Source organism: Microbacterium invictum (assembly GCF_014197265.1).
GTDB lineage: Bacteria > Actinomycetota > Actinomycetes > Actinomycetales > Microbacteriaceae > Microbacterium > Microbacterium invictum.
Map to the genome: position 1 here is coordinate 870,519 of NZ_JACIFH010000001.1, position 24,208 is coordinate 894,726.

The window sequence follows — 24,208 nt, forward strand, 5'->3', positions numbered from 1 at the left end:
CCGCCCGATCGCTAGACTGGCGCAATGACCGTGACCGCCACCACCGCCCGCGAGCGGATGCTCCTGGCGAAGGACGCCTCCCGCAGCATCGGGCTGCTCAGCGACGTAGAGAAGGCCGACGCGCTGCGGGCCATCGCCGACGCGATCGACGCCGCCGTGACCGAGATCGTGGCCGCCAACGCCGAGGACCTCGAGCGTGGTCGTGCCGACGGGCTTACCGAGGGCCTGCAGGACCGGCTGCGCCTGGACGCGTCGCGCGTTGGCTCCCTGGCATCCGCGGTCCGCGATGTCGCAGACCTCCCGGACCCCGTGGGCAGGGTGCTCGATGAGCGCACGCTGCCGGGCGGCGTGCACCTGCAGAAGGTCTCGGTGCCGTTCGGCGTCGTCGGCTCGATCTACGAGGCGCGCCCGAACGTCACGGTCGACATTGCAGCGCTGGCGCTGCGTTCGGGCAACGCGGTGGTCCTCCGGGGCGGCACCGCAGCGCAGTCGTCCAACGCAGAGCTCGTCCGGGTCATGCGCGGTGCGCTGGCCGGTCGAGGCATCGATCCCGAGGCGATCCAGACCGTCGACGACTTCGGCCGTGACGGCGCCCGTGAGCTCATGCAGGCTCGCGGCCTGGTCGACGTTCTCGTGCCGCGCGGCAGCGCCCAGCTCATCGAGACCGTCGTCACCGAGTCCAGCGTCCCCGTCATCGAGACCGGCGCGGGCATCGTGCACATCGTGATCGACAGCACCGCCCCGCTCGAGTGGGCGCGCGACATCGTCGTGAACGCCAAGGTGCAGCGGCCCAGCGTGTGCAACGCGGTCGAGACGGTCCTCGTCCTCAGAGACGCCGCCGACCGGCTCGTCCCACCCGTGGTGGAAGCCCTGCAGGACGCGGGGGTGACCGTGCACGGCGACCAGGCGACGCAGGCGCTCGCGCACGACGTCGTCCCGGCCACCGATGCGGACTGGGCGATCGAGCACATGAGCCTCGATGTGTCCGTGCGCGTCGTCGACGACCTCGACGCGGCGCTCGACCACATCCGCACCTACTCGACCCAGCACACCGAGTCGATCGTCACCGCCGACGAGGCTCGGGCCGAGCGCTTCCTCGCCGAGGTCGACTCGGCCGTGGTGATGGCCAACGCCTCCACGCGGTTCACCGACGGCGGCGAGTTCGGGTTCGGCGCCGAGGTGGGCATCTCGACCCAGAAGCTGCATGCCCGGGGTCCGATGGGCCTGCCCGAACTGACCAGTACCAAGTGGCTCGCCCGTGGTGCCGGGCAGATCCGTCGCTGACCACCTAAACTGGGGTTTGCCACCCGAGCAACGAACGGAGCACGAATGACCACCGCCACGATTGTCGCCCTCGCCGCCGCCGAGGAGCACCACGTCGGCCTCTTCGACAACGTCGGCTACGGCATCATCGCGCTCGTCGTGTTCCTGCTGCTCGGTTTCGTGACATTCTCCTACCGGAACGTCGCCAACCGTCACTCAGCGAAGGCCGAGGCCTACGCCCAGCGCCGAGGTGCCCACGTCGAGCAGGCAGGACACGGCCACCACTAGGCCGCTCGGATGCCAGACACGCGCCCTCCGCGGATCGGGGTGATGGGCGGAACCTTCGACCCCATTCACCACGGCCACCTGGTCGCCGCGAGCGAGGTCGCCCAGTCGTTCGACCTCGACGAGGTCGTGTTCGTGCCCACCGGGGTGCCGTACCAGAAGCGGGACGTCACCGAGAGCGAGCATCGCTACCTCATGACGGTGATCGCCACGGCATCCAACCCCCAGTTCACGGTCAGCCGCGTCGACATCGACCGCACGGGGGCGACGTACACGATCGACACACTGCGCGATCTGGCGAAGATATATCCCGGGGCCGAGCTCTTCTTCATCTCCGGTGCAGACGCCGTCGCGCAGATTCTCAGCTGGAGGGACCATGATGAGCTCTGGGATATGGCACACTTCGTCGCCGTCTCCCGCCCCGGCCACGTGCTCAGCACAGCCGGACTGCCCAAGGACAATGTGAGTCTGCTCGAGATCCCCGCATTGGCGATCTCGTCGACGGACTGCCGGGACCGAGTGCATCGGGGACACCCCGTCTGGTATCTCGTCCCCGACGGCGTCGTCCAATACATTGCTAAGCATCATCTCTATCGGAGCGAGGCATGAGCACACCCGAACAGCCGGAGTCTCCGCAACTGACCCGTCGGAAGCTGCGCGAACTTCGCAACACCGCCTCGACGCCGATCATCACGCCCGACTTCGAGGCGCCGGAGGACGCGCCGGCGCCGTCCGCACCGCTGCCGCGCGCGGCTGAGCCCGCGGAGGTCGCCGAGGCACCCGTCGCAGACGCGGCGGTGGACCTGAACGCCCCGGCGATGACACGTCGGCAGGCGCGGCTGCAAGAGAAGCTGCGCACCGCGTCGGTTCCCGTCATCACTGTGGGGATGGATGCCGCCACCTCGGCGTCCACCGATGCTTCGGACGCGCCCGCAGGAGCCCCCGCCGAGAGCGAACCTCCCGCTGACGAGGCCGGTGCCGCCGCGGGGGAGCCGGAGCTCATCGCCGAGGAGCTCGAGACCGGCTCCGACGCCGAAGACGCTGCTGACGACGAGGCGACCGTCGTCGTCCTCACCGACCTCGAGGTCGAACTCGACACCGGCGTTCCCGCTGCGGTCGAGACCGCCGGCGAAGAGGGGCTCTCCGTCGCGTCGGGCGCTGAAGCCGACGTGGCCGAGCCCACGGATGCCGAGTCGCCTGTCGAGACCACCGACGACGAGTCCGCGGACGCGGTGTCTGCCGTCGACCCTCACGATGAGTCCGCGGACGATGCCGAGCAGGCGGCCCCGCGGGTCCTCGGCGCGGCATTCGGAGCCGAACTGCTTGCCGGCCAGCAGCCCGCCGCCCTCGACCTGCCGCCGTCATTCGACCAGCTGCTCGCACGCGGTACGAGCGCGACCGGGTCGCTGTCGGTTCCCAACGCGCTCATCCTGTCGCAGACGCCTGAGGCGGGCTCCCTCGTCTCGCCGGTCACCGCGACCGGAGAGGTGCTCATCACCGGTGCGTTCTCGCTGCCCGACAACTACGGGTCCACCGGCCGTGCGCCCGGAACGTCGGACGGCAAGGAGATCGACGCGACGCTCGTCGACGGTGAGCTTCCGCCGGCCTCGTCGCCGACGCCGATCGCCGCCAGCGCCGCGATCAGCACGATCAAGAGCGCCGAAGACATCATCAAGCCACCGGCACCCGAGAAGGACAGTCGCCTCATGATGGCACTGGCGATCACCGCCGGCGTGCTCGCGCTGGCCCTCGCCGGGGTCCTGATCGTCGCACTCGCGACCGGAGTTTTCAGATGACGGCTGCGCCGCGCACCCACGAACTGGTCCAACTGGCCGCCGAGGCCGCCGATTCGAAGGGTGGGGAAGACCTCGTAGCCTTCGACGTGTCCGAACCGCTGCCGTTGGTGGACGCCTTCCTGCTCGTGACAGGTCGGGGTGAGCGGAACGTCGCCGCCATCGCCGACGCGGTCGAGGAGAAGATGCTCGAGGCCGGATACAAGCTCCTGCGCCGCGAGGGTCGCTCCGAGGCCCGCTGGGTACTGCTCGATTTCGGCGACCTCGTCGTCCACGCCTTCCACGAAGAGGAGCGCGCCTACTACGGTCTGGAGCGGCTGTGGAACGACTGCCCGGTCATTCCCATCACGCTGCCGGCGCCGGCTTCCTCCGAATAGCCGGACGTGGTTCGGAGCACCGTCTGGGATGTAGTAATCTGGAACGGTTGCCGCGAGCGGCGATCAAGGGCCTGTGGCGCAGCTGGTAGCGCACCTGCATGGCATGCAGGGGGTCAGGGGTTCGAGTCCCCTCAGGTCCACGAAATCCCCGGTTCTGCCGGGGATTTCGCGTTTCCGGATCACTCCGCAGGTTCGATGAGTTCCGGCGAGTTGTTGCGGACGTTGCCGACCGCCGTGCCGACGACGTACGCGTCCAGCGTGTCGGCCAGCGCCGGTGCGGCATCGATCGCGGCATCCAGCACATCGCCGACGTTGTCCGTCGTCGGGTCGAGCCAGGCGTCGGCGTAGTCCGAGTCGACGAACAGCGGCATCCGGTCATGGATCGAGCCGAGCGACCCCACCGCGTCACGGGTCAGGATCGTGAAGCTCAGCAGCCAGCGCGCCGGGTCGTCGTCGGCCTTGGCCGGGTCCTTCCACCACTCGTAGAGTCCGGCGAACAGCAGCGGCGAGCCGTCGGCGGGGTGGATGTAGTGCGGAGTCTTGACGCCCTCGTGAGTCTTCCACTCGTAGTACCCGGATGCCGGGATGACGGCGCGTCGCTTGATGAGCGCCTGCCGGAACATCGGCTTGTCCTCGACCTCCTCGGCACGCGCGTTGATGGCCCGCGCGCCAGTCGATGGGTCCTTCGCCCACGAAGGCACCAGACCCCACCGCGCGGACTCCAGTCGACGGGTCGGCGGCTCGGTCTTGATCGAGTCCAGGACGATCGCGGCACGATCGGTTGGCGCGACATTGAACGACGGCCCGGGGAGGTCATCGCCCTCGACATCGACGCGCAGCACGCCGACCAGCTCGGAACCGACATTTGCCACGACGAAGCGTCCGCACATGCCTGCCAGCGTACGCGGGGCCACCGACACCCCGTGCCGGCGTTCAGCTGGGAGGGAGCACCCCGACTTCGCCGAGCCGGTCGCGCAGCGCAGCGCCGTCGTCGCCGGTCACCCAGGGGACGGTGGCCGCAGAGTGATCGTCGACGGCGGTCCGGCCACCGGCGAGCACTGCTTCGGCAGGGGACAGCCGGCGGATCGCCACGGCCGTCACGTGCTCGGGGAAATCGACGGTGAACGAGGTGTACAGGTCGTCGTCGTGCTGCCCGTCGTCGCCGATCAGCAGCCACTTCACCTGCGGGAACTCGTGCGCCAGGCGCCGCAGGTTCTCGTGCTTGTGCGCTCTGCCGCTGCGGAACCACCGATCATGCGTCGGCCCCCAATCGGTGAGCAGCATCGCGCCCAACGGGAACAGGTGACGGCCGAGGAAGCGCTCCAGGGTGGGGGCGATGTTCCAGGCGCCGGTCGACAGATAGACCACCGGTGCGCCTGGGTTGTCGCGCACGAGTCCCTCCAGCAGCACAGCCATCCCCGGTACGGGCTGGCGGGCATGCTCATTGACCACGAAGGAGTTCCACGCCGCGACCAGGGGGCGAGGAAGCGCGGTCACCATCACGGTGTCGTCGACGTCGCACACCACGCCGAATCGGGTGTCGGACGCCACGATGAACACGCGCGTCTCGATGGGATCAGAGCCCTCTACGGTCATCGTGAGCGTCTGCCAGCCAGGCGCGAGCTTGGCCGGCAGCACGGTGTCGATCACGCCGCCGCGATCGGAGACGACCTCGTGCGTGATGCCGTCGACGGTGACCGAGACCTGTGCGAAGCCGACCGGGACGGCGGCGAAGCTGCGCCAGCCGCGCACGCCGATCTCCTTGCCGCTGCGTCGTGTGCGCACCGGCGGGACGATCAGCACGCGTCCGAGCACCCGGACCCAGTCCTCGCCGCCGTAGCCGGGGAAGGCCGCGACGGTCGGCTGATGGCCGCGGCGGCGCGCGCGACGCTCACGCCAGGCATGCAGCCGGTACTCGAGGCGCGCGAGCCAGAGCACCTTCGTGTCCGGTTCGGGGGAGGAGGACATCGCTATCAGTGTTGCATGCCGCCCTGGGAATGATCTGGCTCTGTCTGCTCGACATCCGCCGGAATCCGCAGGTGACGGGCCTCACGGGCGACGATCACGCGCTTGGCGACCCACACCAGCAGGAGGAAGACGACGATGACGCCGACGAAGAGATACCCGGCGAAATGCAGGCGGTCGGCGAGCTCTCGATACGAGCCGGCCGCGGCCGCCGCGACGCCCACGTAGGCGAACGCCCACAGTGTGCACGCCGGAGCGGTCCACAGCAGGAATCGCCGGTAGGCGAACCCGCTCATCCCGACCGTTAGAGGCACGAGCGAGTGCAACACCGGCAGGAACCGCGACAGGAAGATCGCGGGCCCGCCGCGGCGGCGCAGATACAGCTCCGCACGCGTCCAGTTATGGTCGCCGACCTTGCGTCCCAGCCACGAGAACCGGATCCGGGGCCCGAGCCACCGCCCCAGGAAGAACCCGATACTCTCGCCGATCAGCGCGCCCACGATCACGACCAGCACGAGGAGCAGTCCCTCCAGCGGCGAGGCGACGGCGGTGCCGGCGACGATCACGACGGTGTCGCCCGGCACGATGAGGCCGATCAGCACGCTCGTCTCGAGCATGATCGCGAGTCCCGCCAGCAGCGTCCGCACGACCGGGTCGACGGCCTGCACGGCGTCAAGCAGCGACGTGAGGAACTCGTTCACGCATCAAGGCTATGGCCTGCCGGTTCACCCTAACCTGTGAGGGTGCCTCCCTTTCTCGCCGCGCGCGCCCTCGACGCCTGGGCCGACCCGGAATCCGTCTACCTGGGCGGGCCGGCGGCCGCGCCGCACAGCTTCTGGCTCGACGCCGGACCGGACGCAACCGACGGCTGGAGCTGGGTGGGCGAAGGCACCCCCGGGCCCGGACCGCTGCACGTGCAGTTCCCGCGGGGGCAGCAGGCGATGGATGCCGCTGACGCGCCGCCCGGGCCGTTCCACGGCGGCTGGGTGGGCTGGCTCGGATACGACACCGCCGCCGGCCGGGCCGGCGCGCCCGCCACCGCCGAGCCCACCGGCGCTGATCTGTGGCTGGCGGTGGACCGGTTCGTCGCATTCGACCACGCCGCACGCCGGGTCTGGGCGATCGCACCGGCCGAGGACCTGGACCACCACACCGCACGTGTGACCCGGTGGGCGTCGGCACCCGCCGCCGCCGCACCGGTCGGTCACGCCGGCCTCCGCACGGTCACCGCTCGCCACTCCGCCGCCGAGTACGCGGCCCTCATCGAGCGGTGCCGCGACGCGATCCGGGCCGGTGATGCCTACCAGCTGTGCTTGACCACGCGGTTCGAGGTGACGGCATCCGGCCCCCTCGACCCGGTCGCCGCCTTCCTGACGCTGCGGCGGCACACGCCCAGCCATCACGGAGGGCTCGTGCGCAGCGGGCCGGTCGCGCTCGCCTCCGCGAGCCCCGAGCGTTTCCTCCAGATCGCCGACGGCATCGTGCGCACCCATCCCATCAAGGGGACGCGGCCACGCGGCGACGATCCGGCCTCCGACGCGGCCCTCGCCGGTGAGCTGCTGGCCAGCCCCAAGGAGCGCGCCGAGAACGTCATGATCGTCGACCTGATGCGCAACGATCTGCAGCGGGTCTGCACCCCCGGGACGGTGGCGACCGAGGCGCTGCTGCAGGTCGAGTCGTATCCCGCCGTGCACCAGCTCGTCAGCTCGGTCGGCGGCCGCCTCAGCCCCGGCATCCACTTCGCCGACATCGTCGCGGCGGCGTTCCCCGCCGGCAGCATGACCGGCGCGCCGAAGCTCTCGGCCATGACGATCCTGCACGGACTCGAGCGGGGTCCGCGCGGGGTGTTCGCCGGGACGTTCGGATGGGTGGGCGCCGACGGTGCGGCCGACCTCGCGATGGTCATCCGCTCGATCGTGACCCATCCCGGCGGCGCGTACGTCGGCGCCGGGGGAGGGATCACATGGGGGTCGGATGCCGCTGCCGAAGTGGCCGAGGTCGCACTCAAGGCCCGTGCACCACTGGCGGCGCTGGGCGCGGGACTGCCGCCGGGCTGGTGACACGCCGGGTCCGGTAATCTGGAGAGACGTGCTTTCGCACGCCACCCCAAGACGCATGATTGGTTCTCCGTGTCCTCGACCAGCAGCCCCGTGACCGCAGCCGAAGGCGATGCCTTCGACCCGTATGCCATCCAGCAGAAGTGGCAGGCGCGCTGGGCTGAGTCCGACCCATTCCGCGCGGGTGACGCCGACGACACCCGACCGCGCAAGTACGTCCTGGGCATGTTCCCGTACCCCTCGGGCGACCTGCACATGGGACACGCGGAGAGCTACGCATACGTCGACGTCGTCGCCCGGTTCTGGCGCCACCGCGGGTACAACGTGCTCAACCCCATCGGGTGGGACTCGTTCGGCCTGCCCGCCGAGAACGCCGCCATCCAGCGCGGCGCCGACCCGCGCGAATGGACCTACGCGAACATCGCGCAGCACAAGAAGAGCTTCCGCGAGTACGGCTCGTCGTACGACTGGTCGCGCATCCTCCACACGAGCGACCCCGACTACTACCGCTGGAACCAGTGGCTGTTCCTCGAGCTCTACAAGCGCGACCTCGCCTACCGCAAGGACAGCCCCGTCAACTGGTGCCCCAATGACCAGACGGTGCTCGCCAACGAGCAGGTCGTCGACGGCCACTGCGAACGCTGCGGTGCCGAGGTGGTCAAGAAGAAGCTCACCCAGTGGTATTTCAAGATCACCGACTACGCCGACCGTCTGCTCGACGATCTGAACCAGCTCGAGGGGTTCTGGCCGTCGAAGGTGATCCGGATGCAGCGCAATTGGATCGGCCGTTCGGTCGGCGCCGACATCGACTTCGAGATCGAGGGGCGCGACGAGAAGGTGACCGTGTTCTCGACGCGGCCCGACACCTTGCACGGGGCGACGTTCTTCGTCGTGGCCCCCGACAGCGACCTGGCCGCCGAGCTGGCCGCCGGTGCGTCGGCGGAGGTGCGGATGCGCTTCCAGGACTACCTCGACAGCGTCGGCCGTCAGAGCGAGATCGAGCGGCAGAGCACCGACCGTCCCAAGACGGGTGTCTTCCTCGAGCGCTTCGCGGTGAACCCGATCAACGGCGAACGGCTGCCGATCTGGGCCGCCGACTACGTGCTGGCCGACTACGGTCACGGTGCCGTCATGGCGGTGCCCGCCCACGATCAGCGCGACCTCGACTTCGCCCGCGCCTTCGATCTGCCCGTGAAGGTCGTCGTCGACACGACGGCACCGGTCACCGGCGCCATCTCGGTCATCGAGGTCGACGACGACGGCGTGCCGATCGATCCGGCCGGCGAAGCGCCGGATCTGACCGCGCTCGACCCTGCCGTGACCGGCACCGCGCTGACCGGCGAGGGCCGCCTGATCAACTCCGGCTCGCTCGACGGACTCAGCAAGCGCAACGCGATCGCGCGCAGCATCGAGCAGCTCGAATCGCTCGGCACCGGCCGCGCGGCCAAGTCGTACCGCCTGCGCGACTGGCTCATCTCGCGTCAGCGCTTCTGGGGGACGCCGATCCCGATGATCCACACGCAGGACGGGCGCATCGTCCCCGTCCCGGACGAGCAGCTCCCACTCACCCTCCCCGACGCGCAGGGGCTCGACCTTGCGCCGAAGGGGACCTCGCCCCTGGGCGGAGCGGCCGAGTGGATGCAGACCACCGACCCCGAGACCGGCGAGCCGGCTCTGCGCGACCCCGACACGATGGACACGTTCGTCGACAGCTCGTGGTACTTCCTGCGCTTCCTGTCGCCCGGCGATGAGACCGAGGCGTTCTCGACCGCCCAGGCCGACAGGTGGGCCCCGGTCGATTCGTACATCGGCGGGGTCGAGCACGCCATCCTCCACCTCCTGTACGCGCGCTTCATCACCAAGGTCCTCTTCGACATGGGACTGATCGACTTCACCGAGCCGTTCTCGAGCCTCATCAACCAGGGCATGGTGCTGCTGGACGGCTCGAAGATGTCCAAGAGCAAGGGCAACCTCGTCGAGTTCGCCGCGAGCATGGTCGACCCGGGCGCGGACGCGGTCCGTGTCGCGATCGCGTTCGCAGGACCGGTCGAGGATGACATCAACTGGGAGGACGTCTCCACGACCGGCGCGCAGAAGTTCCTCGCCCGCGCGTGGCGGGTCGCCCACGACGTGACGAGCAGCCCCGACGCGGTCTGGGCAGAGGGCGACACGGCGCTGCGCCGCGTCACCCACCGGGTGTGGGCCGACGTGCCCGGACTGGTCGAGCAGACCAAGTTCAACGTCGTCGTGGCCCGGCTCATGGAGCTCGTGAACGCCACCCGCAAGGTCATCGACACCGGCGCCGGTCCGGCCGATCCCGCCGTCCGCGAAGCGGCCGAGGCGACGGCGATGGTGCTCGATCTGTTCGCCCCGCACATGGCCGAGGAGATGTGGGAGATGCTCGGCTACGAGCCCTTCGTGGGACTCGTGCCGTGGCGTCAGCCCGACGCCACCCTGCTGGTGGACGAGACGCTGACGGCGGTCGTGCAGATCGACGGCAAGGTGCGTTCCACGCTGACCGTTCCGGCCCGCATCTCCGCTGCCGAGCTCGAAGCGCTCGCCCGCAGCGACGAGAAGGTGCTGCGATCGCTGAGCGGCCGTGAGATCGCGCGCGCGGTCGTGCGGGCTCCGAAGGTCGTGAGCTTCACCACCGCGTAGCCTCCTCCCCAGCGGGGCTTTTCGCGGACCCGTCCGCAGATTGCGCACGTGCCCGTCCACGGCGGGCGGGCGGGTGTCAGTCTTGCGCGGTGAGCGGACCTTCCGAGCCTCGACGTGCACGCCGCCGACTGGGTGTGGGCGCCGCGATCGTCGTCGTCCTGGCTGCGGTGGCGGTCACCATCGTGGTCGGGCTGGTGCGCACGACGGCGGCGTCCGTCGAAGAGGTCCCGGCACCCGACGTGGCAGTGCACGATGCCGTGATCTACGTGCATGTCTCGGGTGCCGTGCTCAGTCCGGGGCTGTACCGCCTGGCCGACGGGTCGCGCGTGGTCGACGTCATCGCCGCGGCCGGCGGGTTCGCCGACGACGCCGATCCGGCTGCCGTCAACCTTGCGCGGCTGCTGACGGACGGCGAGCAGCTCCACGTCGGCATCGCGGGGGAGTCGCCGGCAGCTCCCGCCGCCGGCGACGGGCGGATCGACCTGAACGCGGCCGATGCCGGTGCGCTCGAGACTCTCCCCGGCATCGGTCCGGCACTGGCCGGGCGGATCCTCGCGTGGCGTGAGGAGAACGGCCGGTTCACAAGCGTCGACGACCTTCTCGCCGTGCCGGGCATCGGCGAGAAGGTGCTCGCCGCGCTGCGCGAACTGGTGCGGGTGTGAGCCAGCGGTCGGCGCGCCGCCGCGACCTGCGCCTCGTCCCGGTCGCGCTGACGGCATGGCTGACAGCCGCCATCGCGATCCAGCTGCCCGGCTCGGCGGGACCGGTGGCGGCCGGATGCGGCGTGACGGGCATCGCCGCTCTCGTGATCGCGTCGCGCCGCGCTCGCTGGCGCACCGTCCTGTCGCTTGCCGCGGTGTCGCTCGCCGTCGCCGGGGCCGCGGCGGCACATGTCGCGATCGCCGAGCCCGCTCGTGCCGCGGTCGTGAGCCTGGACCATTCCGGCGGGCGCGTGCTCGAGATGCGCATGCTCGTCGTCGGCAAGGTCGAGCGCAGCGGCGACGGCTGGCGATTCGACGCGCAGGCACACCGCATCGCGTACGGGCAGCACGTGCACACCGGGGTGGTGCCCGTGGAGGTCCACGTCGACGACGCGCCTCACGGGCTCGATCTCGGCGCAACCGTCCAGACGCGCGGCACAGCGTTCCCGGCCGATGCCGGTGAGCGCGCCGTCCTGGTGGTGCGCACGGTCGAGTCGCCGGTCGTCGTGGCAGGTCCAACGGGTGCATTCGCGGTGGCATCCGCTCTGCGCGACGGTCTGCAGCAGGCGATGGACGGTCTTCCGCAGCCGGCCGCGGGCCTCGTCTCCGGTCTCGCCGTCGGCGACACGTCGGCGGTGACCGCCGAGCTGGATGCCGACATGAAGACGTCGTCGCTGTCCCACCTCACCGCCGTCTCCGGGGCGAACTGCGCGCTCGTCGTGGGCATCGCGTTCGCCCTCGCGGGCCTGGTCGGCGCGCCGCGCGGCATCCGCGTGGCCGCGGGACTGATGACACTCGCGGCGTTCGTGCTGCTGGTGTCGCCGGAGCCGAGCGTGGTGCGGGCCGCGACGATGGCCGCCGTCGCGATGCTCGGCGTCCTCCTCGGCCGGGTCGGCGCCGGCGTCTCCGTCCTCTCGCTCGCGGTCGCCGTGCTGCTGGTCGTCGACCCGTGGCTGGCGGCATCGCTCGGGTTCGCCCTGTCAGCGGCGGCGACCGGGGCGTTGCTGCTGGCGGCAGGCCCCCTGGCCGACGGCCTGACGAGATGGATGCCGGGGCCCGTCGCCCTCGCCCTGTCGGTGCCCCTCGCGGCGCAACTGGCCTGCGGGCCGCTGCTGGTGCTCATCGACGCCCGTGTGCCGCTGTACGGCGTGGTGGCGAACATCCTGGCGGCACCGGCCGCGCCGGCGGGCACGGTCGTGGGGCTGCTGGCGTGCCTGCTCGCGGGTGTGCCGGTGGTCGGCGCCGGGCTGACAGCGCTGGCCTGGGTGCCTGCGGCGTGGGTCGCCGCGACCGCGACGACCATGGCACAGCTGCCCGCGAGCAGTGTGCCGTGGCCGGAGGGATGGGTCGGTCTGCTGTTGCTCGGGCTGCTCGGTGCTGTCGTGCTGGCGCTCATCGCCCCGGCGCCCGCGCGAGTGCGGCACGCCGCGGTGCTGGTGCTCGCCGCCCTCGGCGGGCTCGGGCTGGGTGCGGGCCCCATCGCGGGTGTGGTCGACCGTGCGGCCACCCCGGGCGGATGGGCGATCGTGGCCTGCGATGTCGGGCAGGGAGACGCCGTGCTCGTGCGCTCGGCCGCCGCCGTGGCGCTCATCGACGCCGGTCCCGATCCGGGGCCGCTCAGCCGCTGCCTCGACCGCTTCGGCATCGACCGCATCGATCTGCTGGTGCTCACGCACTTCGACGCCGATCATCGTGGCGGCAGCGACGCGGTCGCCGGGCGGGTGGACCGCGTGCTGCACGGCCCGTCTTCGGGGGCGGCGGACGACCGGCTGCTGGCGCAGCTCGCCGACGCCGGCGCATCCCTCATGCCCGCGCAGGCCGGCCAGAGCGGGAACCTCGGCGACGCGCACTGGCGCGTCTTGTGGCCGCGGCCGCGGGATCGTGTCTACCCGTCCGGAAACGACGCGAGCGTCGTGATCTCGGTCGCCGGCGGCGGCGTGCCGGCGACGATCTTCCTCGGCGACCTCTCGGCGGCGTCGCAGCGCGCGCTCCTGGCCACCGGCCGGGTGCCGGCGGCGGCGATCGTGAAGGTCGCCCATCACGGCAGCGCCGATCAGGACGACGCTCTCTACCGCAGCATCGGCCCCCGCCTCGCCCTGGTGACCGTCGGGGAGAACGACTACGGCCACCCGCGGCAGGAGATCCTGAGCACGCTCACCTCGCTCGGCGCGACGATCGTCCGCACCGACGTGGCGGGAGACGTGGCGGCGTGGGTGGTCGGCGAGCGGCTCCAGGTGTGGCGATCGCGGGCGGAGGCCGGCTCGCCCGACGCTCAGATGTCTCCGACCCTCAGTAGGCTGGGACCATGACGCCCGCTCCGCGACGCCCCGCCGCGCGGAGCGCGTCCGCCATCCCGCAGCTGTCCTGGCGTGCGCCGCAGCCGGCCCCGATCGTGCTGGTGTCCGGGCCCGAAGAGGTCTGCGCCGAACGCGCGATCAGCGGTGTTCGCGACTACCTGCGCGCCGAGGACCCCAGTCTCGAGGTCTCGGACCTGCGCGCCGATGACTACGAGTCGGGCTCGCTGCTGGGGCTGACCTCGCCGTCGCTGTTCGGGGAGCCGCGTCTCGTGCGGGTGAGCGGTGTCGAGAAGTGCAGCGACACGTTCCTGACCGAGGCGATCGCGTACCTGCAGACTCCGCAAGACGGTGCGACCGTCATCTTGCGGCACACCGGGGCCAGCGTCCGCGGCAAGAAGCTGCTCGACGCCATCCGCTCGGGGTCCGGAGGCGGCGTCGAAGTGGCGTGCCCGGCGATCAAGCGCGACTCGGACAAGTACGACTTCGCCGCGGGGGAGTTCTCCGCCGCGAGCCGTCGCATCGCCCCCGCCGCGCTGCGCGCGCTCGTGTCGGCGTTCTCCGACGACGTCACAGAGCTCGCAGCGGCCTGTCAGCAGCTCATCGCCGATGTTCCCGGCGACATCGGCGAGCAGGTCGTCGAGCGCTACTACGGCGGCCGGGTCGAGGCCACCGCGTTCACCGTCGCCGATACGGCCATCGCGGGCCGGTACGGCGATGCCCTGATCGCCCTGCGGCATGCGCTGACCAGCGGCGCCGACCCGGTGCCGCTCGTCGCCGCGATCGCGTCCAAGCTGCGGACGATGGCGCGGGTCGCCGGCACACGTGAGCCCGCCCGGGAGCTGGCCGCACGGCTCGGCATGAAGGACTGGCAGATCGACCGCGCACGGCGCGACCTCGCCGGCTGGAACCAGGGTGCGCTGGCGATCGCCATCCAGGCCGCCGCGCGCGCGGACGCCGAGGTCAAGGGCGCGTCACGTGACCCGGTGTTCGCCGTTGAGCGCCTCGTCACCGTCGTCGCGACGCGCGCCCCGTACGGCGCCTGACGCGCGGGGTCCGCGCCGACCCGGCGGCACCGGCCACCGGCATCCGACGATGAAGGCCCGCCCCCGGAGGGACGGGCCTTGATCAGCGTGCGCGGCTCAGAGAGCGGCGACCTGCTTCGCGATCGACGACTTGCGGTTCGCGGCCTGGTTCTCGTGGATGACGCCCTTGCTCACGGCCTTGTCGAGCTTCTTGGTGGCCGAAGCCAGCGCCTTCTCGGCGGCGGCCTTGTCACCGGCGGCGACGGCCTCACGGGTGCGGCGCACCTCGGTCTTCAGCTGGCTCTTGACGGCCTTGTTGCGCTCGCGCGCCTTCTCGTTGGTCTTGTTGCGCTTGATCTGCGACTTGATGTTCGCCACGGTAGACGTATCTTTCGTTCGGAGTTATCAGTGGATGTGCCGAGCGACAGAAGAGGGCTGTCACACCGGCGGTCGTGTGAGGGAGGAACCCACACGCAAGCCAATGAACGAGTCTACCAGGTCCGCTCGCACCGACCGACCGCGCGTCCTCGCGCCGCAGCGCCGGGAGTGCGGCATGATCGAGGACGCCGCACCCGACGCGGCACCAGAGCGAAGGAGCTCACGTGTCCACTGGCGATCCTGCCGCACACCCGCCCCGCCGAGTGGGCGCGGGCTGGTTCACCCTCTTCACCCTCGCCTGGCTCGCGCTGTGGATGGTGCAGCTCACGCCGCTGCAGCTGCTGATCCCGTTGCAGCTCGACACCCCCGACGATGCCGGCGGGTGGATCTCGGGCGTCGTGACCTCGGGTCTGATCCTCGCCGCCGGGGGACTGGCCGGAGTGGTGGCCGGGCCGCTGTCCGGTGCCCTGTCGGACCGCACCCGCGGGGCCTTCGGCCGTCGCCGCCCGTGGGCCCTGGGCGGAGTCGTCCTGGCATCGGCATCGCTCGTCGGCATCGCCTTCGCGTCCGGCCCCTGGGGAGTCGGCGCGGCATGGATCGGGGTGTCGATCGGCACGGCCGTCGCCTCCGCCGCCTTCACGGCGCTGATCGCCGATCAGCTCACCTCGCAGCGCGGCACGGCTTCGGCGGCGGTCTCCTCGTCACAGGCCCTCGGGATCGTCGTGGGGGTGGGAGTGATCACCCTGCTCGAGCTCGGCGTGGTGACCGGATACCTCGTCCTGGCGGTCTTCCTCGCCGTCGTGGGGGTGATCGCCGCCCTCGTCCTGCCTGACCCGCCGGCGGCGGCCGCCGTGCCGCGCCCCAAGCGCACCGTCTCCGCGCGCCTGGCCACTCTGGCGCGCGGGGACTTCTCGTGGCTGCTCACCAGCCGGCTCGTGGTCAACATCGGCAACGCCCTCGGCACGAGCCTGCTGCTGTTCTTCCTCCTGTACGGGATCGGCTCCGAACCCACCGGGGCTGAGGACCAGCTGCTGCTGCTGATACTCATCTACACGCTGTTCGTCGTGATCTCCTCGATCGCAGCGGGTATGGTATCCGACCGCACCGGCCGACGCGTCCCGATCGCCGTTGGCTCGGCGGTCATTCAGGGCATCGCGGCGATCGTCCTGGCCGCCCTGCCGACACTGACGACGGCGATGCTGGCGGCGGGTCTGCTCGGTGTCGGGTACGGCGCGTACATGTCGGTCAGCCTCGCGCTGGGCACCGACCTGCTCCAGGATGAGGAGGACCATGCCCGCGATCTCGGGTTCGTCAACGTGGCCGCCAATCTCGGCCAGCTGCTGGGACCGCTGATCGGCGCCGCGCTGGTGGCTGCCGTCGGAGGATTCTGGCTGCTTTTCGCGGCTGCGGGAGTGATCTCGATCGTCGGCGGCGTGATGACGCTGGCGATCCGCGGTGCCGACTGGCGCGAACCGGTCTCAGCGCTGCGCTGAATCCAGCGTCGCGATCGCGACGCCGAGCAGTGCGTTGAACACCTGAGGCCGCATCGCGGTGACCAGGTGGGTGGTGCGCGGCACGACGAACAGCTCTGAGTCGGGGACCTGCGACACGAACAGCTTCTCGTTCACCCGCAGCTGGTCGTACTGGCCGTTGATGAACCATGTCGGCACATCGATGCGGCGCAGCGCCGCCAGCAGGTCGAGGATCGACAGGCTCGTCAGCGCCGCATCCTGCGCGTCATAGGCATAGCCGCCGGCACCGAAGTCCTGCCGGGTCTCCAGCGGCAGGGTCCCTGCGAGCACCCGGTCGGTGAACCACTGTCCACGGCCGGGAAGCCGGTTGAACCCTCGCGCGAGCGCCCGGTAGGCCCCGAGCCCCACACCGCGGGGGATCGCCGTGCACGAGGCCGCGATGAGCGCATCGACGGGCGGGCGGTTCTCGTCTCCGACATAGGCGGTGCAGAGCAGCCCGCCCATGGAGTGCCCCACAAGCAGCACCGGACCCGCGTCCGCCGCCTCGCGGACAGCCCGATCGATGGTGACGAAAGCGCCCTCGAGCGCGAAGGTCTCGCCCAGACGCGTGCCGTGCCCAGGCAGATCCACGGCCACGGCAGCGACTCCCCGGTCGCGCAGATACTCCAGCTGCGCCCGCCACATGGTCGCGGACGTCCGGATGCCGTGCACGAACACGACCTGGACCGCCATATGCGTCACCCTAACGGGCCCATGAGGGATGCCGGGACGAACGTGCCGCCCCGGCATCCCTCATCGGGATTCAGGTCAGAACAGCACCCGCACCGACACCTGGCGACTCTGCGAGCCGGCAACGTCCGTGGGGCTGGCCGGCACGAACACGGCGGTGTAGCTGTGCGTGCCCCGGCTCAGCTTGCCGAGTGTGTGCGAGGCGGTGCCGCCCTTGACGTCGACGGTGGCGATCACCGTTCCGTCGGCGCCGCCCTCATGGAACTCCACGACGCCTTGAGCCGAGCCGCCGGATATGCCGACGATGGCGACGAGCCGCGTGGGCAGCAGTCCGTTGACGTGGATGGGGAGCAGCGGCAGCAGAGTCGTGCTCGTCGTCGCCTGCGTGACCGTGAAGGTCACCGCCGCCGACGTCGAGCCCGCCACGTCATCCGAACCGGTGAACCGCGCGGTGACCTGGTACTGACCCGTGCCCCGGTCGCCCGGCAGCGGCAGGTCGGCACGCGCCGTTCCCGACCGGCCGAGCTCGGCCGTGGCCACCACCTCGTCGCCCACCAGGAACTCGACCGTGCCGCCCCGGACGGCCGCGCCGTCGCTGGTGACCTGCGCCGTCGCGCGGACCCGGGTGTTCGACCCATACGCGGCGGAGGTCCGGTTGAGCTCGAGCGTGGTGGCCGAGGCCGTCTCGCTCTCCTCCACGGTCAGCGGGACGGTGACCGTCGTGCCGCTCTCGGCGGCGACGAGCGTCAGTGCGGTCACGCCGGCGGCGAGGTCGCCGGGGAGGGTGACCGACACGGTTGCCGCGCCGGCGCTGACCGGGAAGGTTCCCAGTTCCACGTCGCCGAGGCTCGCCGTGAGGGTCGTGTTCTCCGGGGCGCCGCGGCTGGTCAGGTTGATGCCGGCCACGTCGAACGTGACCTCGGCGCCCGCGGCGACGACCTCGGGAACACCCGCGACCTCGACCGCGTGCTTCGCATAGGAAGGCTGCACCGGAGAGTTGTCGGCCAGGAAGTCCACCCATGCCTCGTAGTCCAGCAGTCCGGTGTCGACGTAGCCGGTGCCCTCGGTGAAGGCGCGGAAGTTGTCGCCACCGGTCGCGAGGAACGAGAGGGTGCCGATGCGGTATTCCGCGGCCGGGTCGAGGCGCTGCCCGTCGACGGTGACCGAGGTGACGCGCGAGCCCTCGGGCAGTGCGGGGTCGTACGTGTAGGTCACGTTGTCCGACAGCCCGAGCTGCAGGTAGGGCCGCGACGGCACGTTGCCGGCCGCGTCACGCTGCCACTGCTGCTCGAGAAGCGTCGTGAACTGCGCGCCGGTGAGCGTGATGAGCGCCATCGTGTTGTTGAACGGGAGGACGGCGTTGGCCTGCGAGAACGAGATCGTGCCGTCGGCCATGCCGGGCACCGCGTTCTCGCCGAACTCCGCCTGCGTGTCCCACAGATCCGAACGCAGCCCGCCCGGATTGGTGACACCGATGACCGCCCCGTTGGGCAGGTCGGCGAGGGTGTCACGGATCGAGTCGGCCACGAGGTTGCCGAGCGTCGACTCCGAGGCCCGGTCGTCCCGGGTGCCACCGGTCCACACGCCGTCGACGAACGAACCGCCCGAGTGCGCGGTCGTGATGTCGGTGGCGACCTCCGCGACGGCCGTGTTGCCGACCTCGGCGGCGGCGTCGAGGGCCGCGGTCACGATGCGGTCGACCTCTGCCACCCGGGGGTAGGCGGCGATGAGTGCGTCGTCGGCCGTGGTCGTGCGCGGCACGTTGCGCTCGGTGTGCGCCGTGACGGCCTGGGTCTCGGGGTCGATCGTCAGGACGATCTCGCCGATGTTCGAGCCGTACGAACCGGTCTGCACGATGGGGCGGGTCCGGTCGGTGCCGGGGATCGCCGCAGACCACGCATACTCCTTGTGCGTGTGCCCGGTGAAGATCGCATCGACCTCGGCGTTCGTGTCGTTCACGATCGCCGCGAACGCACCGCCACCGGCGATCTCCTCCTCGAGGGTCGCGCCGTCCGGCGTGCCGGCTCCGGCGCCCTCGTGGTACAGCGCGATCAGGATGTCGGCCTCGCCGTTCGCGTCGTCACCGTCGCTCAGCTGCGCGGCGACGCGGTTGACGGCCTCGACCGGGTCGCCGAAATCGAGTTCGGTGATGCCGGCGGGGGAGACGAGCGCCGGCGTCTCCTCGGTGACGGCGCCGATGACGCCGACGGTGAGGTCTCCGGCATCCAGCACGGTGTACTCCGGCAGAGCGGGGGTCTCGGTGCCCGCCAGATACACGTTGGCGCCCAGCTGGTCGTAGTCGGACGCCGGCTGCACCCGATCGCGCAGATCGGCGAACCCGCGGTCGAACTCGTGGTTGCCCACGGCACTGGTCTGCAGGCCCAGGGCGTTCAGGACATCGATCGTCGGCTGGTCCTGCGCGACCGACGAGGCGAACAGCGAGGCTCCGATGTTGTCACCCGACGAGAGGAACAGCACCGGTCCGGTCGCCTGCTCGCGCAGCTGCTCGACCGTGCCGGCGAAGCGCACCGTGTCGGTGTTGATGCGGCCGTGGAAGTCGTTGATGCCCAGCAGGGTCAGCTCGACCGGCGCCTCCTGCGCCGTCAGCCCCACCTTGACCGGGTCATGGTCGGACGACCGGTACGCGTCGGGCGCGTAGAACAGCGTGCCGTGCACGTTGTAGCGGCTGTACTCGAGGGCGACCGCCTCACCGGAGTTGATGTTCCAGATGTCGCCGCCGGTGGCGCGCGCCAGCGCGGCGTCGTTCAGGAGGATGTGGTCGAGCGACCCCGACTGTCCGTCGAAGCTGTACGACGCGGTGTCGATGCCGAGGGCCGTTGCCGCGTTCGCATACCCGGCGTCGTAGAGCACCTGCAGCGGGTCCTCGTGGGTGTACGAGTTGAAGTCGCCGGCGAGGACGACCGCGTCGACGTCACCGCGGATCTCGTCCACCCACTCGTTCAGCGCGGTGGCCTGGCGCACGCGCGACTCGTTCGACGCGCCCTGGCCGTCGCCGGCGTCCGCGTCACCGGGCCAGGGGCCGGGGGAGCCCTTGGACTTCAGGTGGTTGACGGCGAACAGGAACGGCGCGCCGCCGTCGAGGCTCTCGAAGACCTGCGCGATCGGCTCCCGGGCGTTGCCGAAGGCCTGGTCGGCGCCGCTCTGCGAGCCCAGCGCCCGCGACGCTCCGACGGTGGTGACGGCGGCCGGCTGATAGATGATGGCGTTGGTGATGACGTCCTGCTGCGCGGGATCGGGCAGCTCCGCCGACGAGGGCACGTACGCCCACCGCTCGGTGCCGGCGGCGATGTTCAGCGCGTCGACGAGCGTCGAGGTCGCCTCGTCGGGCTGCTCGCCGAGGGCCGCCGAGTTCTCGATCTCCATGAGTCCGACGACATCGGCGTCGAGGGAGTTGATCGCCTCGACGATCTTGTCCTGTTGCCGCTGGAGGTCCGCCTCGTCCCACGCACCGCGCTGGGCGCAACCGGTGCGGACTGAGATGCCGTCGCCGGTGCGGTCGCTGTAGGCCTGGCAGGTCGTGCTCTCGGTGCCGAGCGTCGTGAAGTAGTTCAGCACGTTGAACGACGCCACCGACAGGTCGCCGCCCACGGCCTCGGGTGCCGCAGTGCGGACGTCCGTGAACTGCACGCCGTCGTCGCCGCTCCCGTCGCCCACCAGCGGCGCGGTCGGGTTGAACTTCCAGTCGCCGTTGCGCCAGTCGACGATCACCGGCTCGCGGAAGGTGACGCCGGCGCCGACGACGACGGGCTCGGTGAGCGAGACGTAGTTCGGGGTGAGGGCGCTGTTGGCGGCGGCCAGGAAGTCGGTCGAGACGCCGTCGTCCAGGATGACGCCCCGGGCCTCGTTGTCGGCCGCGACCGCCGCCGCCTCGGTCGATCCCGGGCGGGCGAGATCCGTCGGCTGCCACAGCGGAGTGTCGCCGGCGGCCAGGCCGACGCTGCCGTACTGGTTCGCCTGGTAGGTGTTGCTGACGGTGAACGCCCCCTGCGGCGCCACGAGCATCGATTCGAGCGTCTCGCGGGCGGCGTCGGTCGCCGGCCAGGTGATCGTCGCCGCGACCGGGGCCTCGACGGCCTCGTCGAGCACCGTCACGTCCGCGGCTGCCGCAGCGGTGATCTCACTGAGACCGAAGTACTCGCTGACGGCACCGGTCACCTCGACGTACTCGCCGATGGCGGCCGGGGCGGATGCCGGGGTGTACACGAAGATCGCGTCCGAGGCGGTGTGGCTGCCGAGGTCGAGCCCGCCGCCGGTGCCCGGAGTCTGGATCACGAAGCCGTTGAACCCTCCGGTGGGGTAGCTCGCCGTCACGACGCCACGGGTGGTGACGGTCTGGCCCGCAAGCGCCGCGTCGGCACCGGTGCCCTGGATCTCGGCGATGCTGGCATCTGTGGGATCGGTGGGCTCCTCCGGCTCCTCCGGCTCGTCGCCGCCCGACGACGTCGGCGTCGCCGTGCCCGCGGTGAAGTCCGCCGCGTTGTCGGGGGTGTTCGTGTGCTCGGCGTCGCGCGACACGCTCGTCGAGTTGGTCGTCGCCGGGGCGGGCGCCGCGCCGGCGAAGTCGGAGGCGCTGGGGCTCCAGCCCACGAAGTCCACCACCGTGTCGGCGCCGGCGGCGTTGCCGGTCGATCCGACCAGGGCGATCGTGGACGACACGAGCGCGATCTTGCCGCCCGTTCCGCTGAGGGCGAGGGTGCCCGCGTCGTCGGGCGTCGGCAGCGGCGCAGCCGTTCCGCCGGTGTTGGCGCCCTCGGCCTGCTGCACCAGGAAGTAGCCCCCCGGCTCGATGACGCCGGTGAGGGTGTCGACGTTGCTGAAGCTGCCGGCGCTCGACGCGTACTGCAGGCTCCAGCCGTTCAGGTCGACGGCCTCGTCGCTCACGTTGAACAGTTCGATGAAGTCGTGCGTGTGCGTGGCTCCGTTGTTGCCGCCGCCGCCGTAGACCTCGTTGATCACGACGGCCGCGTCCGCGGACACCACGGCCTGCGCGGCGGTCGGCGTCAGCGCGACGCCGGCCACGACTGTCGCCGCAGCGGCGAGGGTCGCGGTCCAGCGACGCAGTGGTCGATGTGCGGACAGGGGTCCAGGTGCGGACGAGGGGCCAGCGCGATGCATCACGGTCTTCTCCCGATGCGGCTCGGGCGCGTGGGTATCGCGCAGGTGCCGGCCGCTGAGAAGAGCTTCGGCCCGCGCGCTCGGCGGGGGCAAGGGTCCAGTGGGTTAACTCTTTCTCACGCGCACAGATCCTGGCGGGTCGCTCGACCGTCCGGCTAGTATCTGCCGACGCGCCTGGCGCCGGCGGGCACGGCTCGCGCCGGTAGACTGGCCGGGACATGTCACCCCGTGCCCTCACCCCCCTTCAGCCTGCCGCGACACCGCCCGAGCTGATCCGCAATTTCTGCATCATCGCCCACATCGACCACGGCAAGTCCACCCTGGCCGATCGCATGCTGCAGACCACCGGCGTGGTCGCCGACCGCGACATGCGCGCGCAGTACCTCGACCGCATGGACATCGAGCGCGAGCGCGGCATCACGATCAAGTCGCAGGCGGTGCGGATGCCGTGGGCATCGGCCGACTCCACGTTCGCACTGAACATGATCGATACGCCGGGGCACGTCGACTTCACGTACGAGGTGAGCCGGTCACTGGCGGCCTGCGAGGGTGCGATCCTTCTCGTCGACGCCGCGCAGGGCATCGAGGCCCAGACGCTCGCGAACCTCTACCTGGCTCTCGAGAACGACCTGCACATCATCCCCGTGCTCAACAAGATCGACCTGCCGGCCGCCGACCCCGAGAAGTTCGCGCTCGAGCTCGCGAATCTGATCGGCGGCGACCCCGACGACGTGCTGCGCGTGAGCGGCAAGACCGGCCAGGGCGTCGATGAGCTGCTCGACCGCATCGTCCGTGACATCCCCGCGCCGACCGGCGATGCCGACGCACCCGCACGCGCGATGATCTTCGACTCGGTCTATGACTCGTACCGCGGCGTGGTCACCTACGTCCGCATGATCGACGGCAGCCTGCAGCCGCGTGAGCGCATCCAGATGATGTCGACGCGGGCGACGCACGACCTGCTCGAGATCGGCGTGTCCAGCCCCGAGCCGGTGCCCTCCAAGGGTCTCGGCGTCGGCGAGGTGGGCTATCTCATCACAGGCGTGAAGGACGTCCGCCAGTCGAAGGTCGGCGACACGATCACGACGCATCGGAACCCGGCATCCCTCGCTCTGGCGGGCTACACCGACCCGAAGCCGATGGTCTTCTCGGGCATCTACCCGATCGACGGCAGCGACTACGGCGACCTGCGCGAGGCGCTCGACAAGCTGAAGCTGTCGGATGCGTCGCTGCAGTACGAGCCCGAGACCTCGGTCGCGCTGGGGTTCGGCTTCCGGTGCGGGTTCCTCGGGCTGCTCCACCTGGAGATCATCACCGAGCGCCTGTCGCGCGAGTTCGACCTCGACTTGATCACGACCGCGCCGAGCGTGATCTACGAGGTCACCACAGACACCGGCGAGACGGTGACGGTCACCAACCCCAGCGAGTACCCCGACGGTCGCGTCGAGTCGGTCAGCGAGCCGATGGTCAAGGCGGCGATCCTCACGCCGAAGGACTACACCGGCACCGTCATGGAGCTGTGCCAGTCGCGGCGCGGGACCCTGCTGGGCATGGAGTACTTCAGCGAGGAGCGCGTCGAGCTGCGCTACACCATCCCGCTGGGCGAGATCGTGTTCGACTTCTTCGACCAGCTGAAGTCGCGCACCCAGGGCTACGCGAGCCTCGACTACGAGCCGGCCGGCCACCAGGTCGCCGACCTCGTGAAGGTCGACATCCTGCTGCAGGGCGACAAGGTCGATGCGTTCAGCTCCATCGTCCACCGCGACAAGGCGTACGCGTACGGCACGATGATGACCGAGCGGCTGCGCAAGCTCATCCCGCGCCAGCAGTTCGAGGTCCCCATCCAGGCCGCCATCGGTGCGCGCATCATCGCCCGCGAGAACATCCGCGCCATGCGCAAGGACGTGCTCGCCAAGTGCTACGGCGGCGACATCAGCCGCAAGCGCAAGCTCATCGAGAAGCAGAAGGAGGGCAAGAAGCGCATGAAGATGGTCGGACGCGTCGAGGTCCCCCAGGAGGCGTTCATCGCCGCCCTCTCGGGCGATGTCGAGGGCAAAGACAAGAAGTAGGCTGGA

The 24,208-nt window shown here is 70.6% G+C and carries 18 protein-coding genes and 1 tRNA gene; 13 read left to right on the plus strand and 6 right to left on the minus strand.

Going from position 1 to position 24,208, the window contains the following annotated elements:
* The first annotated feature begins 24 nt into the window (after positions 1–24).
* From BKA10_RS04255 to BKA10_RS04280, 6 genes are all read left to right on the plus strand, one after another.
* Entirely contained in the window at positions 25–1,284 is a 1,260-nt protein-coding gene (locus BKA10_RS04255; RefSeq protein ID WP_183498747.1) for a glutamate-5-semialdehyde dehydrogenase, read from the plus strand.
* Between the two features lie 45 nt (positions 1,285–1,329).
* Entirely contained in the window at positions 1,330–1,551 is a 222-nt protein-coding gene (locus BKA10_RS04260) for a hypothetical protein (protein ID WP_183498748.1), read from the plus strand.
* Between the two features lie 9 nt (positions 1,552–1,560).
* Positions 1,561–2,157, plus strand: a complete 597-nt coding sequence (gene nadD / locus BKA10_RS04265) for a nicotinate-nucleotide adenylyltransferase (protein ID WP_183498749.1) — start codon at positions 1,561–1,563, stop codon at positions 2,155–2,157.
* Positions 2,154–3,344, plus strand: coding sequence for a hypothetical protein (locus BKA10_RS04270; protein WP_183498750.1), 1,191 nt, complete (start codon positions 2,154–2,156; stop codon positions 3,342–3,344). The genes nadD and BKA10_RS04270 overlap by 4 nt, the downstream gene beginning before the upstream one ends.
* Entirely contained in the window at positions 3,341–3,718 is a 378-nt protein-coding gene (gene rsfS, locus BKA10_RS04275; RefSeq protein WP_183498751.1) for a ribosome silencing factor, read from the plus strand. Before BKA10_RS04270 ends, rsfS begins: the two co-directional genes overlap by 4 nt.
* Positions 3,719–3,785: 67 nt before the next feature.
* Positions 3,786–3,858: transfer RNA gene (locus BKA10_RS04280), tRNA-Ala, on the plus strand.
* 39 nt (positions 3,859–3,897) lie between these two features.
* Here the strand turns inward: BKA10_RS04280 and BKA10_RS04285 are convergent.
* From BKA10_RS04285 to BKA10_RS04295, 3 genes are read right to left on the minus strand one after another with little or no spacing between them, the layout of a single operon-like run.
* Entirely contained in the window at positions 3,898–4,608 is a 711-nt protein-coding gene (locus BKA10_RS04285; RefSeq protein WP_183498752.1) for an SOS response-associated peptidase, read from the minus strand.
* Between the two features lie 43 nt (positions 4,609–4,651).
* A complete protein-coding gene (locus tag BKA10_RS04290) occupies positions 4,652–5,686 on the minus strand; it encodes an App1 family protein phosphatidate phosphatase (protein ID WP_183498753.1) in 1,035 nt (344 codons plus the stop codon).
* A 5-nt stretch (positions 5,687–5,691) separates the two neighbouring features.
* Positions 5,692–6,384: a VTT domain-containing protein gene (locus BKA10_RS04295; RefSeq protein WP_183498754.1), complete on the minus strand. Its 693-nt coding sequence runs from the start codon at positions 6,382–6,384 to the stop codon at positions 5,692–5,694.
* Between the two features lie 42 nt (positions 6,385–6,426).
* On the opposite strand from BKA10_RS04295, the gene BKA10_RS04300 reads away from it, so the two are divergent.
* The 5 genes from BKA10_RS04300 to holA all read left to right on the plus strand — a co-directional run bounded on the left by BKA10_RS04300 (position 6,427) and on the right by holA (position 14,439).
* The gene (locus tag BKA10_RS04300) at positions 6,427–7,743 is read left to right on the plus strand and encodes a chorismate-binding protein (protein WP_183498755.1); all 1,317 of its coding nucleotides are present in this window, start codon (positions 6,427–6,429) and stop codon (positions 7,741–7,743) included.
* A 90-nt stretch (positions 7,744–7,833) separates the two neighbouring features.
* Entirely contained in the window at positions 7,834–10,398 is a 2,565-nt protein-coding gene (gene leuS, locus BKA10_RS04305) for a leucine--tRNA ligase (protein WP_372491415.1), read from the plus strand.
* Positions 10,399–10,487: 89 nt separating this feature from the next.
* Positions 10,488–11,060: a helix-hairpin-helix domain-containing protein gene (locus tag BKA10_RS04310; RefSeq protein ID WP_248198970.1), complete on the plus strand. Its 573-nt coding sequence runs from the start codon at positions 10,488–10,490 to the stop codon at positions 11,058–11,060.
* On the plus strand, positions 11,057–13,408 hold the full coding sequence (locus BKA10_RS04315) for a ComEC/Rec2 family competence protein (RefSeq protein WP_183498757.1): 2,352 nt from the start codon (positions 11,057–11,059) through the stop codon (positions 13,406–13,408). The genes BKA10_RS04310 and BKA10_RS04315 overlap by 4 nt, the downstream gene beginning before the upstream one ends.
* A complete protein-coding gene (gene holA / locus BKA10_RS04320; protein WP_183498758.1) occupies positions 13,405–14,439 on the plus strand; it encodes a DNA polymerase III subunit delta in 1,035 nt (344 codons plus the stop codon). Before BKA10_RS04315 ends, holA begins: the two co-directional genes overlap by 4 nt.
* Before the next feature lie 96 nt (positions 14,440–14,535).
* On the opposite strand, the gene rpsT is transcribed toward holA, so the two are convergent.
* Positions 14,536–14,796: a 30S ribosomal protein S20 gene (gene rpsT, locus BKA10_RS04325; RefSeq protein ID WP_183498759.1), complete on the minus strand. Its 261-nt coding sequence runs from the start codon at positions 14,794–14,796 to the stop codon at positions 14,536–14,538.
* 224 nt (positions 14,797–15,020) lie between these two features.
* Between rpsT and BKA10_RS04330 the strand changes: the two genes are divergently transcribed.
* Complete coding sequence (locus tag BKA10_RS04330; protein WP_248198968.1) at positions 15,021–16,289, plus strand: MFS transporter; 1,269 nt, start codon at positions 15,021–15,023, stop codon at positions 16,287–16,289.
* Here BKA10_RS04330 and BKA10_RS04335 read toward each other — a convergent pair.
* Both BKA10_RS04335 and BKA10_RS04340 read right to left on the minus strand, forming a co-directional pair.
* On the minus strand, positions 16,275–17,000 hold the full coding sequence (locus tag BKA10_RS04335; protein WP_183498760.1) for an alpha/beta fold hydrolase: 726 nt from the start codon (positions 16,998–17,000) through the stop codon (positions 16,275–16,277). The two genes, BKA10_RS04330 and BKA10_RS04335, sit on opposite strands and share 15 nt — an antisense overlap.
* 75 nt (positions 17,001–17,075) lie before the next feature.
* Positions 17,076–22,133 carry an ExeM/NucH family extracellular endonuclease gene (locus BKA10_RS04340; RefSeq protein ID WP_183498761.1) on the minus strand — a complete coding sequence of 1,686 codons (5,058 nt, stop codon included), beginning with the start codon at positions 22,131–22,133 and terminating at the stop codon, positions 17,076–17,078.
* Between the two features lie 218 nt (positions 22,134–22,351).
* On the opposite strand from BKA10_RS04340, the gene lepA reads away from it, so the two are divergent.
* Positions 22,352–24,202, plus strand: a complete 1,851-nt coding sequence (lepA, locus tag BKA10_RS04345) for a translation elongation factor 4 (RefSeq protein WP_183498762.1) — start codon at positions 22,352–22,354, stop codon at positions 24,200–24,202.
* Positions 24,203–24,208 lie beyond the last annotated feature (6 nt).

Bases quoted from the DNA above. Each gene is read 5' to 3' on its own strand.
- BKA10_RS04260 (WP_183498748.1), top strand. From the start codon at position 1,330: ATGACCACCGCCACGATTGTCGCCCTCGCCGCCGCCGAGGAGCACCAC.
- BKA10_RS04340 (WP_183498761.1), bottom strand. From the start codon at position 22,133: ATGCATCGCGCTGGCCCCTCGTCCGCACCTGGACCCCTGTCCGCACAT.
- lepA (WP_183498762.1), top strand. From the start codon at position 22,352: ATGTCACCCCGTGCCCTCACCCCCCTTCAGCCTGCCGCGACACCGCCC.
- rsfS (WP_183498751.1), top strand. From the start codon at position 3,341: ATGACGGCTGCGCCGCGCACCCACGAACTGGTCCAACTGGCCGCCGAG.
- BKA10_RS04255 (WP_183498747.1), top strand. From the start codon at position 25: ATGACCGTGACCGCCACCACCGCCCGCGAGCGGATGCTCCTGGCGAAG.
- BKA10_RS04290 (WP_183498753.1), bottom strand. From the start codon at position 5,686: ATGTCCTCCTCCCCCGAACCGGACACGAAGGTGCTCTGGCTCGCGCGC.
- BKA10_RS04270 (WP_183498750.1), top strand. From the start codon at position 2,154: ATGAGCACACCCGAACAGCCGGAGTCTCCGCAACTGACCCGTCGGAAG.
- BKA10_RS04285 (WP_183498752.1), bottom strand. From the start codon at position 4,608: ATGTGCGGACGCTTCGTCGTGGCAAATGTCGGTTCCGAGCTGGTCGGC.
- nadD (WP_183498749.1), top strand. From the start codon at position 1,561: ATGCCAGACACGCGCCCTCCGCGGATCGGGGTGATGGGCGGAACCTTC.
- BKA10_RS04335 (WP_183498760.1), bottom strand. From the start codon at position 17,000: ATGGCGGTCCAGGTCGTGTTCGTGCACGGCATCCGGACGTCCGCGACC.
- holA (WP_183498758.1), top strand. From the start codon at position 13,405: ATGACGCCCGCTCCGCGACGCCCCGCCGCGCGGAGCGCGTCCGCCATC.